Source organism: Ferrimonas sediminum, assembly GCF_900100175.1.
In the GTDB taxonomy this organism is placed as follows: Bacteria; Pseudomonadota; Gammaproteobacteria; order Enterobacterales; family Shewanellaceae; genus Ferrimonas; species Ferrimonas sediminum.
Genome location: NZ_FNEM01000003.1, coordinates 210,548 through 223,443 on the forward strand (window position 1 = coordinate 210,548; position 12,896 = coordinate 223,443).

Genomic DNA, 12,896 nt, shown 5'->3' on the forward strand with positions numbered 1-12,896 from the left:
TATGTTCGTAATTTTCCTACACATTCCAGTGCGACCAAACAAAATATCCGCTGGTAAATGAGTTTTTAGATTAAAGAGGTTCTAATCAGGTTCAAGAAGTAAAATTCATTTTATTGAGCGATATTCAACCTGGAGTTCAGATAATGACAACCATTCACATTAAGGGATGCTAAAAACGAAACATTATGAATTCCGAATGCACATCTAAGATATTGATTTATAAGCGTTAAATCAAGTTGTGAAATTTTCGTTTCAAAAGCAAGAAAAAAAACGTGATCCACATCACTGGCGCAAGGCGCGCAAAAATGCCATGGATCACAAAAATTCACCAATTGGGATGAGAAACTCATTCCCGATTGCTACTAAAATGTGAAGTTCATCAACATTGATTTGGATCAATTTTCTTTCCCGCTTTCCGCTATTGAATACGCTACCAATTACTAGCGTTCAGCTGTGGATTAATAATTTTCAGTTGACGTAGTGAAAGTGAAAGAAAGTAATCATTCCTCAATAGAAGGGAAAACGGCGTGAATCTCATACAGACACTCGCAACGCTCACACCGATTATTTCGGTACTTGTATTTTTGGTGCTATTGCGCATGCCTGCTTCAAAGGCAATGCCAATCTCTGCAGTATTAACCGGTTTAGCAGCTGCCTTCATCTGGCAGATGGACACCACCATTCTTGGTGCGTCCGTCGTCCAGGGTATGCTAGATGCGATAACCCCGCTAACCATCATCTTCGGTGCAATCTTCCTGCTGAAGACGCTGGCAGCTTCCGGCGCCATGGATACCATCCGTGCGGGCTTCACCAACATCAGTGCCGATGCCCGAGTTCAGGTCATCATCATCTGCTGGCTGTTTGGCGCCTTCATTGAAGGTTCTGCAGGCTTCGGTACTCCAGCTGCCATTGGCGCTCCACTCCTGGTACTTCTGGGTGTTCCGCCACTGGCTGCTGCAGTTGTCGCGTTGATTGCTGACTCCACTTCAGTTTCCTTCGGTGCCATCGGCCTGCCGGTGCTGTTCGGTATGGACAAAGGTCTGGACGCCGGTGGCGTTTCCATGGCCGCTGAGCAAATCGCCGCACTGGGTGCCAACGCAACCTTCGCTGACTACGCTCAGCAGATTGCCATGCACATGATCACCATCGACCTGGTGACCGGTTCACTGATTCCTGTGGTACTGGTTTGTGTACTGACAGGCTTCTTTGGCCGCAACAAGTCCTTCGCTGAAGGTTTGGCTATCTGGAAGTTCGCCCTGTTTGCAGGTCTGGCCTTCACCATCCCAGCCTGGCTGATCAACTACTTCGCTGGTCCTGAGTTCCCATCCGTCATCGGTGCTCTGGTTGGTATGGCTGTGGTTATCCCTGCTGCGAAGAAAGGCTTCCTGCTGCCCGCTCAGCCTTGGAACGACTTTGCTGAAAACGACGGCAAGGCCGCGTCTGCCACTGAAGGCCAGCCACAAGCTGCCGGCGCCGACGTCACCAAGCCTCAGTTTTCCCAAGCCGCCGCCTGGACCCCATACCTGGTAATGGCCGGCCTGCTGGTACTGTCCCGGGTTGTTGCTCCTCTGAAGAGCTTCCTGCTGAGCTTTAACATCAGCTGGCCTGGCCTGATGGGTACCTCTCTGAGCTCCGGCTTCAAAACCCTGTACGCACCTGGCGCCTTCTTTGTGGCCGTGTGTATCCTGGGCTTCTTCATCTTCAAGATGAAGCCAAAAGCGTTCTCCGGTGCCTTCACAGACTCTTGCAAGTCCATGATCCCAACCATCATCTCCCTGGGCGCTTCGGTTCCTATGGTGAAGATCTTCCTGAACTCCGGTGAAAACGCCGCAGGCCTGATGTCCATGCCTAAGGCACTGGCTGACCTGCTGGCTAACACCATGGGTGCCGTTTGGGAATGGACTGCGCCAATCGTTGGTATCTTCGGTGCCTTCCTGTCTGGCTCCGCTACCTTCTCCAACATGATGTTCTCCGGCCTGCAGTTCTCTGTAGCAGACAACATCGGCATGAACCACGCATTGGTACTGGCCCTGCAGGGCATCGGTGCTAACGCCGGTAACATGATGTGTGTAATGAACGTGGTTGCCGCCGCTACCGTTGTAGGTATGGCTGGCCGCGAATCCGAAATCATTCGGAAGACCATGCCTGTTGCACTTGCCTACGCCTTCGTGGCCGGCACCATCGCCTTCTTCTGGGGTGGGTTCTAACACCTTCTAGAAGAACTGAAAAGCCGGACCAAAGAGTCCGGCTTTTTTATTGCGAAAAATAACCCATACCACTTCGTCTTCCTGCCGTAATCAACACATTTTACACTCCCGCAAAATAAGCAACTGCCAAATTTAACTTATATTACAATAGGTCAGAAGTCGTATTTGGCGCCCACGACACGAAAACACTTATCCCCATACACCTAAATAACCCCCCCCCTCATTTACCACCATCTCCGCCGCATAGGCGCCGACAAGAGAATTGTGCACACAACCAAACAATAAGGTTCGACGAATCCATAGTCCGACGCATCGCAGAACGCCCAACGAAGAGCATTCCGGTTTCCATGGTGACGACGAACGCGCCTGGTCGGATCATCGAACCAGGAGAGCCTCTGCGATTTAACCAGGCACATAATGGGTGATCCCGGCCATGAAAGACGAGCGCCTGCTGGAGACCGGTGATGCCATGGCCGTCTGTGTGAAAGGGCAACTCGCGAGCATCCGGTTGTCAATTCTGTTTCAGGGAAAACCCAGAAATCTGATGGGTACCCAAGGTAAGCCGTAACAGGCATTAAACTGCAGCAGGCGGGCAAAAATGACAGCCAAGAAGATGATTAACCAAGCGGCGCTGATGGAGCGAATTCTTTGGAGCATCGGTCACCATGGTGAATCGCTAAGGCGTGTTGAGTTTTACGGGATACCTGTGTGCCAACCCTGGGCAACAGATCAACTCCGTGATGGATCCGGTCGATGGACGACGCTCTGCAATCGACCGCCTTATTGAGCTGCCTCCATCTTTAACCCACTTCTGCGCTAATGAGATAGACCGACCCCGGTCCTCCAGAGCTCGCCGGGAATTTTTCTTCGATAAAATTGTTCATCCGCACAAAAACCAGGGTGTTTTTTAACTCTATATTCGGTCATTCGTCCAAAGATGTAGAAATGCCCTTGTGGCATAGTATCCATGTTGAATAAATGTGATCCAGGTGCGGGCTATACCAAGTGCAATAAATATTTGTTCAAATATTTAACTCCCTTGGTACACAATATAAGGGTATAAAAAAGTGCTAACTGCTAACTACAGTGAACTGGCTAACAAACTTAACCAGATTCTTGACCAGGACCGCGTTCACACCGACTACCTTCGCCGGGTAGCCTGGGGTACCGACGCTTCTTTTTATCAAAAACGTCCACAGATCGTTGTTCACCCGAAGACCGAATCTGAAGTGGCAGCCTCCCTGGCGGAGTGTCATGCCAACAAGACCCCGGTCACCTTCCGGGCCGCCGGTACCGCCCTGTGCGGTCAGGCCATCTCCGACTCCATCCTGATGGTTGCCGGCAGTGGCTGGGACAAGTACGAAGTGCTCGATGGTGGTGCCCGCATGAAACTGCAGGCCGGTGTTATCGGTGCCAAGGTCAACCAGGTGCTCAACCCTCTGGGCTGGAAGTTTGGTCCCGATCCTGCCACCATCGCCTCGGCCATGGTGTCCGGTATTGTTGCCAACAACGCGTCAGGCATGAACTGTGGTACCCACCACAATGCCTACCGTCTGATTGAATCGGCCCGCATCGTTATGGCCAACGGTTTCGTTCTCGATACCGCCAGCGAAGCCAGCCGTAAAGAGTTCACCGCCAAGCACCCTGAAGTGATCAAAGGCATCGAACAGATTCGCGACGAAATCGCCGCCGACGAAGAGATGACTGCGCGCATCAAGCGTAAGTACTCCATCAAAAACGTGACCGGTTTCGGCATGAACTCCTTCGTTGATTTCCACGACCCGTTCGACATCATGCTGCGCCTGATGGTGGGTTCAGAGGGTACTCTGGGCTTCCTGTCTGAAGTCACCATGAAGAGCGTGGTCAAGTCCTCTCACTCCGCCTCTGCCATGGTGTACTTCGACTCCCTGCGCGGCGCCTGTGAAGCGATTGTGGAGCTGCGCAAAGACGCCTTCGATGAAACCAACGCTGCCGAGCTGCTGGATAACTTCGCCCTGAAAGCCGTAGCCGCGTCCAAGTACGAGACTCCGGATTTCCTGGCCGACATCCACAAGGACGTCACCGCGGTACTGTTCGAAACCTTCGGCATGAGCCAGGAAGAGATCGACGCCAACATCGCCAAGATGACCGCTATCATGGCCAAGCATGGTCTGTACAAGCCGGCCGAGTTTACTCAGGTAGGCTCAGAAATCGCCAACATGTGGGCCATCCGTAAAGCGGTATTCCCTCTGGCGGGTTCCATGCGTCCGGCTGGCACCTCCTGCATCATCGAAGACATCGCCTTCCCTATCGAGGTGCTGCCCCAGGCCACCATCGATCTGCAGAACCTCTCCTTCGAGCACGGCTACAACGATGCGGTGATCTACGGTCACGCCCTGGAAGGCAACTACCACGTTATCTTCTCCCAGGACTTCAGCACCCAGGCTGAGATCGATCGCTTCGACAACTTCATGGCGGCGGTCGTAGAACTGGTTGCCACCAAGTACGACGGCTCCCTGAAAGCGGAACACGGCACCGGCTTCGGCATGGCCGCCTTCGTTGAGAAGGAGTGGGGCAGCAACATCTACAACATGATGAAGCGGGTTAAGCAGGTGATGGACCCATCCGGCATCCTCAACCCGGGCGTGATCATCAACGATGACCCACACTGTCACTCCAAAGGCTTTAAGCCACTGCCTAAGGTGCACGACCTCATCGACAAGTGCATCGAGTGTGGCTTCTGTGAGCAGCACTGTGTGGCCCACAGCCTGACCATGTCACCGCGTCAGCGTACCGCCGTCGCCCGAGTGATGAAGACCCTGGAAACCACCGGTAAAGAGCCGGAGGTTCTGGCGGATCTGAAGGCCAACTACCCCTACTACGCCATGGATACCTGTGCCGCCGACGGCCTGTGTAAACTGGGCTGTCCTATGGGCATCGATACCGGCAAGTTCATCAAGAAGCAGCGCGCCAAGTACGCCACTTCCATGGACAAGAAGATCGCCAACTTTACCGCCAACCAGTACGACAATCTGGAAGGGGTTGCCCGCTTTGCCCTGGGTGCCACCGACATCGCCCGTGCCGTGATTGGCGAAGGCGGTATGGGTGCGGTGACCGGCCTGGCCCGTAAGATCATGCCGGGTATGCCGATTCCTCAGTGGACTGAAGGGATGCCTAAACGTGGTAAGGCCCTGCCTGAGATGTCCACCAAAGGTGACACCAAAGCGGTGTACTTCCCTGCCTGTCTGAACCGCATGCTGGGTACTGCGCCAAGCAACAAGGACCAGCGTTCGATCCCTGAGACGATTAAGTCTCTGTTCGAAAAAGCCAACATCGAAATGTTGTGCGGTGAGAAGCCTCAGGGTCTGTGCTGTGGCCAGTCCTGGGAGTCTTACGGTCACGACGAGCAGGCGGATCGCAAGTCTGACGAGCTGTCCAAGTGGCTGCTGGAAGTCTCCAACAACGGTGAGCACCCGATTCTGGTGGAAACCACCGCCTGTCTGGAGCGGATGCGCCGTGCCTGTGACAAGCGCCTGAACATGCTCGGTCCAGAGGAGTTCGCCATGCAGTTTATGGTCGACAAGCTGGACATCACCAAGATCGAAGAGAAGATCGCGGTGCACCCAACCTGTACCTGTCGTAAGATGGGCATCGTCGATGACCTGGTTGGCCTGGCCAAGCTGTGCGCATCCGACGTTGTGGTACCAGAGCGTGACAAGGTTGGCTGTTGTGGTATGGCCGGTAACCGCGGCATGAACTACCCGGAGCTGAACGCCCACGGCCTGCGTAACCTGAAAGCGGAAACCAAAGACAAGGGTTGCACCAGTGGCTACTCGGTGTCGGCCACCTGTGAGATCGGCCTGACCACTCACTCCGGCATTCCGTACAAAAACATCCTGACCCTGCTGGACAAAGCGTCCAAGGCCAAAGCCTAAGCGGTCCTGAGATGACAAAGGCCACCCTCACGGGTGGCCTTTTTTTGTCTGGGCTCTGAGCCTCACTCAGACGCTCATACCAACCCCGCAATGCTCAAGTCTTCACAAGGCCTTACCCGATGGCTTACAACGCCGTTAACCCCCTCTTATGGCCGCGTACCGGCCCTGGGTCAGAGACAACAGCTGGTCCGGAGCCAACTCAATCTCCAACCCCCGCCGCCCCGCAGAGACAAAAATGGTGGCGTGAGCCTGTGCCGACGCATCCAGCAGCAGCGGCAGTCGCTTCTTTTGCCCCAGCGGACTGATGCCGCCGACCACGTAGCCGGTGGCCTTCTCCGCCACCTTGGGATCGGCCATCGCCAGCCGCTTGGCTTTGACGGCCTTGGCCAGCGCTTTCAGATCCAATTGTCCGGTTACCGGCACCACGGCCACGTAAAGTGTGCCGCTGTCGTCTGCGGCCAGCAGGGTCTTAAACACCCGGGCCGGATCTTGCTGCAGCGCTTCTGCGGCTTCCAGACCATAGGAGCTACTGGCGGGATCATGAGAATACTGATGAAGTTGGTAAGCCACTTTGGCTTTCTTGACGGCATTTACAGCAGGGGTCATAACAGGTCGTAATCGAGACGTACAGGCCACCTAGTATGCCACAGCCGGGCCCATTCGCGGCCAGAGCGGATCACAAATCCACTGCTGACAAGAGTTGAAACAGAATAATGGCCGATGATTGTGTTGCTAAAAAAGGTATATTCGCCCAGAAACAATTAACACTCGACGATATTATTTTTCTTTCTGTTGTTCAATGCAGGCAAAAACAGTTCAAATTTGGAATACTAAAACCGCCTCATTGAAATTGTGACCGACCGTCAGGAAATGCGGCCAAATAGAATATAGGATTTGCTCATTCTCTCTTCCAGGCAATATGAATGAATAGCAAACTCAATAAACTGGATTATTTTACGTTGAGTGTGTTTGTCGAGTTGTATGAACAACGTAGTGGCATCGCGGTTGCCCGCCAACTCAATAGCACCCAACCCAAGGTCAGTCGCGCCCTGACCTGCCTTCGTGAAGTATTTGAGGATGAGCTGTTTATCCGCCAGCAATACGGCATGGTCCCCAATCAACGGGCCGAATTTTTTTACCCCATGGCTAAGGAGCTGGCCCGTCAGTACCAGCAGTTGTCACAGGCCCTGGCCCACGACTATACCCAGAGGTGGGAGGTCAATATTGCCGCCCAGGAGCATCTGTTCCGGATTATGGTCGATTGCCTGAACCAAACCCGCACCGAACTGGGCAACGGCTTCGGCTACAATCTGCACCCATGGACCCCCGACTCCCACAAGCAGATCAGCCTGGGGCAGCTGGATTACTGCATCTCCATCAACCCCAAACACTCGGATTCCGTGGACCAGCACCATATTGGCAGCGTTCAGAATTACTTCCTTGTTGCGAGAAAAGGCCACCCGGTTTTTGAGCAACCGCTGTCACTGGCCAACCTGCTTCATCACCCCATGGTATTGTTTAACTATGCCTTAAGCAGCCTCAAGCACCATCGAATCGAAGTGGCAGCCCAGGAGTTGGGCAGCGCCATCGAGGTCGCCATGAAAACCTCCAGCATGTCACTGTTGCTCGAGCAGGTAGCACGAACCGATCACATCAGCATACTGGCGTCGGTGTTTGCTCTGGAGGCGGTCAAGGAGCGCAGCGAACTGGCGTACGTCAACATCACCGATTACTGGAGAGCACAGGTGCTATCGCCACACAGCAATAATGAGTTCCAGTTCTATCTGGAAAGTAAGGGCAGTGCCGACAGTCGATTAACCGAAATATTCGCCAGGAATCTTCGGGATAAAATTTTCACATTGCAATCAAAACAAGATAATGAGCAACCTCATTAAAAGCTCATTCTCAATATACCTTTTGCATTATTGAGATCGGATTATTCATTACTAATAAAACAGCAAGGATGAAAATGTAAAATTATATGTCAGCCGAAAGAATCGATAACTATTATTATTTTCATGTTTTTACACGACCTTGATATCTACCGAAACGCTACCCTTCTGAGTAGCGTTTTTCTAAACAACCGACCAATTCAGATAGGCAAACGTCAGTGTGCTCACCGTCAGCGCTCTTTCACAATCGCCGCTGAAAAAGCGTCTCATCCCCCTTTTCGTCCGGCAGGTTTTTCACCTTAAGTCTGGCCGCCAACGGAGCGGCTACTCGCGACCTCATCCCGCCCCGTAGCCGGCATCGGCGATGTCCTCATCGAAGACGTTGTGTACCCGAGTCGTTGAATACCTCGCCCAAGGGGGGGGGGCAAAGCCGGGTGGCAGCTTGACCGCATACCCAAAGTGGCCCCGTCGGTTGTCGCCAACGGACCTGACGTCGATGAGTGTATTTTCAATCTCTCTGCCAATCGGCCGGTTTTCTCCCCGGTTTCGAGTCGATGAGCCGAAAGAAAGCCCGTCAGGGATTCCTTGAGCCGGCGGCAGGCTCCGCCCCTTTAGCTCCCACTTCGGGACATTTTGTCCATCCGCGGCGGTCATTTCAGGTAATCCGTGTTCTTTTACCCCCTTTTCTGTTGATCCACATCCCACCATCTCGCAGTCACAATTGATGGAAATACGTTACAGATCAACCATGCGCCCAGACGTTCCCTTTGGCGTTGCGGACCGACTGTGCATCTATCGCCGCAGCGCTATTTTTTATTCGGAGTTTCCCATGCTGTACCGCCCCCTGATTTCCGGCCTGCTGTTCCTGGCCGTAATGCCAGCCCAGGCCATTGAATGCAAAGCCAGCTATGGTGACGGACAGGTGGAGTTCAAGCTGGCCACCGGCAGCCCCGGCGAACTGGGCCTGCTCAAGGCCCTGGCGGATGCGTTTAACCAAGGCCATAACAGCCGTCTGTGCTGGGTTAAAGCCGGTTCAGGCAAGTCTCTGTCTCTGCTCAAATCCGGAGAGGTTGACATGGCGATGGTGCACGCCCCCGCTGCCGAGAAACGTGCGGTCGAGCAAGGCTGGGCCACTCAGCGTACCCTGATTGGCAGCAACGAATTCTACCTGGTGGGACCGGCCGGTGATCCTGCCAAGGTCAGCCACGCACTCAGCATCGCCCAGGCTTACCAACAGATAGCCGATAAACCGGCACTGTTCCTGTCCCGGGGCGATAACTCCGGCACCCACAAGAAAGAGCGGATGATTTGGGAAAAAGCCCAGCGCTCGCCTCAGGGCAAGTGGTATCGGGTCACCGGCAAGTTTATGCGCGCCACCCTGCGTCAGGCTAACCAGCAGCAGGGCTACTTTATGACCGACAGCTCCACCTGGGTGGCGGAAAAAGCCAAACTGGACAACTTAAAGGTGCTGTTTGCCGGCGATCCTGTCCTGGTCAACACCTACCATGCCCTGCGCGGCGTTAGTGGAAACGACGCGGCCCTCAAGCTGTCTGGGCAATTTATCAATTTTGTCGGTTCCAACGCCGGTCAGGCGATTCTCACCCACTACGGCAAAACCGCCCACGGCGCCGCCATGTACACCGGCATCGCCGATACCACCAGCAGCCACTAACCGGCTGCACCAGTTCGCTCTGGCGGGTTGTCAGGTTTCTCACCGTCTCCTGCACATCCCGCCCTCTCCCCCTCTTCAAGGCTTGAAGATCACTGAACCCAGCCCAAAAACTGAATTTTATTTTCATAACATTGCGCCAGAGCATTAAAATCTCAGATAACAACTGGCATTATCAGCCCAAACTTATAGGGTTCCCCTGATCAGGCTCGAGTGTTAATGAACGAAAAACTGACCAAATCAGAAGAGAAACAATTAACTCAGATTTTGGACGACGCAGCCCAATTCGGCGGCATGACGCTGATGCAAAGTCGTGGCTATCTGGCTCACATCCACTGCTTTCCACGGACCATCGATCCTGGCGTATGGAGTGCTCATATCGCCAACATGAAACCAGAAAAAGAACTCTGGCCATTTGAAAACAAGACCATGGAGATGCTGTTTACTCTCTACAACCAGCTGCATCATGAGGTCGTGGAAAAGGGCCAGGTGCTCTCCCCCCGCTGCCAGCCGCTGCTGGAGCAGGTAAAGGCACGCACCATTCCCCAGGATCTGCGCCATTGGTGCGCCGGCTTTATGACCGGCTACATGGTGTTGCGTGAGAACTGGCAGGAGATTTGCGATTCCGAACAGCTGGAAGAGGTGGAGTCCTGCAGCCACATGATGGGGTATCTCGCCACCCTGGGTAGCGAAGAGGAACACGCCCTGGCATGGCGCAACGATCAGGCCGAGCCGGAGCCGCAGATGCTGCTGGACGCCATCAGTGAAGCCATGGACTACATGCATGGCTGGTCTCAAATGGAGTTGGATGACAACAACCAACCGGTCAACGCTATGATCAATCCGGACTCCGGCAGCCACTGAGTGCGGTAACAACGCAAACAGGCTGCCACTGGCAGCCTGTTTCATTTTTAGCGCAACACGGTTACACCGGCATTCGCTTCAGAGGGTTACGCTTCAGGTAATCACACAAAAACTGCATCAACGCCCGTTGCACCTCCGGCAGAAAACGCTGCGCCGGATGCAACAACCACACCGGTACCGCCGGCGGCTCATAGTCACTGAGGACCGGTCGCAGGGCTCCGGTATCAAACGCCCGCCACAACTGGAAGTCCGCCAACTGCACCACGCCCCGATCCGCCTGCGCCTGAGCCCGAATGCACAGACTGTCGTTACTCTCGAAATCGCCATCCACCTTCACCGGAATCCGGTGGCCCCCCTCCTGATACAGCCAGGAACGAGGCGTACGGTGGACGTTGTTGATCAGGCAGTTATGATCGGCCAGATCCGCCGGGTGCTTGGGGATGCTGTTTAACGCCAGGTAACCGGGCGATGCACCGGTCAACATCCGCATGGTGGTCAACTTGGTGGCCACCACGTCCGCGTCCGGCTGTTTGCCGGTTCGAATGGCAAAGTCGTAGCCCTCCTGAACCAGATCGCATTGTCGGTTCAACAACCTCAACTCAATGGCAACCCCTGGATTTTCCCGACCAAATTCGGCCAGGGCCGTTGGCAGGATCGACTGACCAAACAGCACTGGCGCCACCAATCGGATGGTACCCGCCAGGCCATCGCCGGTCTGGGTACTGCCATACAGACCATCCACCTCCTTACAGATGGACTCCATCTTGGCCAGATAGCGTTGCCCTTCATCGGTCAGCCGTACCGAGCGGGTGGTCCGCTGCAGCAGTTGCACCCCGAGGTGACGCTCCAGCTCGCTGACCTGCCGGCTAACCGCCGACGGCACCAGGTTTAACGAGGAAGCGGCGGCGGAGAAACTCTGTTGCTCCAGCACCGCTCTGAATATCCGTATCGATTTTAATAGGTCCATCGTTGCCAGAATTAGAACAATTGATTGATTAATAGATGTCTATTCACATTTTGGACTCAATCAACCGACCATAGCAATAGACAATTGAAAAAATCTGCCCCACCCCGCTATCAGTGTGCCGAGCTAAACCCGGCGTGGCTGGCCAACGGAAGCTGACTCAGGTGGTGCTCCAGGACCGAAGCAGACACCATCGAACCCGTGGCAACGTCAGCGAGTTTGCCTCTCAGTCCCGGGGTGCCTTAAGTTCTGTCGTCACCGTCGGTGAGGAGGGCAACGCACCATCATCGGACACCCAGCCGTCCCGGCCATTGCGCTTGGCCGCATACAGAGCCTGATCCGCCCGCCGGAACAGCGATCGCTGCGTGTCCTCAGCCCGCCACTGCGCCACGCCGGCGCTGACACTGACCCGGTGGGAGACCGGCGAAGCCGGATGGGGGATATCGTCCCGCCTCAGGGCGGCGATCATCGCCGTCACCACCTGCTCCGCCGCCCGCAGGTCGCAGCCATTGAGCAACACCGCAAACTCTTCGCCTCCGATGCGGCACAAGGTGTCGTTGTTGCGGTCAACCACGCTTTGTAACAGTTGAGCCACCTGGCGCAGACAGTGATCGCCATAGTCATGACCCTGGTTGTCGTTGTAGAGCTTGAAATAATCGATATCGATAAGAACCAGACTGAATCTCTTACCACCGCGACCCGACTCCGCCACGGCTTCAGTCAGCACCTTATCGAAGCCTCGGCGGTTGGCCACATTAGTCAGTGGATCGAGATAGGTTTCCTGCTCAAAACGGGCAACCAGTTTCAGGTTTTCTGTGTACCGATCCATCCCGAAGAAATACCATTTACGCAGGAAGTGAGCACTGAGCAGCACCAGTACCGGAAATTTCAGCACCGACAGATAGGTGGTCACCGACTGAAATCCGCTATGGATGTTGGTCAAATAGACAAACGACCCCATGATCATCGATGTGCCGACAGCCAGCATGGTGCGACTTGTGTACCAGCCAATCACCATCGACAGACACCCCAGCACAAAGATCTGTTTGGTGGACTGAAATCCCATCCAGCTTTCGACAATATTGATGGACAGGGCGCTCCAGGCCAAGCCACAGAAGGCCGCCAGGCCCACTCGAACCCAGTGGCGTGTCGGGGTCACCTCGCTCACCTGAGTTTTGAACAGCAATATCAGCACCAAGCAAGCCAGCAACTGCACGGCCGCCAGTCCCAGCACCCGGTGTGAGTAGCTGTGAAAATGCAAATAGAAGTTGGCAAAAAACAGGGCCTGCGTAATGAGTGTCGACAGCAACACCCACTGGGTTCCCTGGCGGAAATTGCGGGCCTGAATCGCCTCGACAACCTCTTGGTAACGCCGCTCAGGCATCG

The 12,896-nt window shown here is 54.5% G+C and carries 9 protein-coding genes; 6 read left to right on the forward strand and 3 right to left on the reverse strand.

Annotated elements, in window-relative coordinates; translation table 11 throughout:
• The first annotated feature begins 527 nt into the window (after positions 1-527).
• From BLT77_RS05345 to BLT77_RS05350, 3 genes are all read left to right on the forward strand, one after another.
• Positions 528-2,207, forward strand: coding sequence for an L-lactate permease (locus BLT77_RS05345; RefSeq protein ID WP_090363137.1), 1,680 nt, complete (start codon positions 528-530; stop codon positions 2,205-2,207).
• A gap of 433 nt (positions 2,208-2,640) precedes the next feature.
• Positions 2,641-2,775, forward strand: a complete 135-nt coding sequence (locus tag BLT77_RS20590; protein WP_281241962.1) for a hypothetical protein — start codon at positions 2,641-2,643, stop codon at positions 2,773-2,775.
• 499 nt (positions 2,776-3,274) lie between these two features.
• Positions 3,275-6,121 (forward strand): FAD-binding and (Fe-S)-binding domain-containing protein, encoded by a 2,847-nt coding sequence (locus BLT77_RS05350; protein WP_090363140.1) that lies wholly within the window; start codon positions 3,275-3,277, stop codon positions 6,119-6,121.
• Between the two features lie 135 nt (positions 6,122-6,256).
• On the opposite strand, the gene ybaK is transcribed toward BLT77_RS05350, so the two are convergent.
• A complete protein-coding gene (gene ybaK / locus BLT77_RS05355) occupies positions 6,257-6,727 on the reverse strand; it encodes a Cys-tRNA(Pro) deacylase (protein ID WP_090363143.1) in 471 nt (156 codons plus the stop codon).
• Positions 6,728-7,044: 317 nt separating this feature from the next.
• Between ybaK and BLT77_RS05360 the strand changes: the two genes are divergently transcribed.
• The 3 genes from BLT77_RS05360 to BLT77_RS05375 all read left to right on the forward strand — a co-directional run bounded on the left by BLT77_RS05360 (position 7,045) and on the right by BLT77_RS05375 (position 10,546).
• A complete protein-coding gene (locus tag BLT77_RS05360) occupies positions 7,045-8,016 on the forward strand; it encodes a LysR family transcriptional regulator (protein WP_090363146.1) in 972 nt (323 codons plus the stop codon).
• 745 nt (positions 8,017-8,761) lie between these two features.
• Positions 8,762-9,685, forward strand: coding sequence for an ABC transporter substrate-binding protein (locus BLT77_RS05370; protein WP_245709874.1), 924 nt, complete (start codon positions 8,762-8,764; stop codon positions 9,683-9,685).
• A 216-nt stretch (positions 9,686-9,901) separates the two neighbouring features.
• The gene (locus BLT77_RS05375) at positions 9,902-10,546 is read left to right on the forward strand and encodes a UPF0149 family protein (protein ID WP_090363156.1); all 645 of its coding nucleotides are present in this window, start codon (positions 9,902-9,904) and stop codon (positions 10,544-10,546) included.
• A gap of 61 nt (positions 10,547-10,607) precedes the next feature.
• Here BLT77_RS05375 and BLT77_RS05380 read toward each other — a convergent pair whose 3' ends face one another.
• Entirely contained in the window at positions 10,608-11,513 is a 906-nt protein-coding gene (locus BLT77_RS05380) for a LysR family transcriptional regulator (RefSeq protein ID WP_090363159.1), read from the reverse strand.
• Positions 11,514-11,736: 223 nt separating this feature from the next.
• Positions 11,737-12,894, reverse strand: a complete 1,158-nt coding sequence (locus tag BLT77_RS05385) for a GGDEF domain-containing protein (protein WP_090363161.1) — start codon at positions 12,892-12,894, stop codon at positions 11,737-11,739.
• Positions 12,895-12,896: the final 2 nt, after the last annotated feature.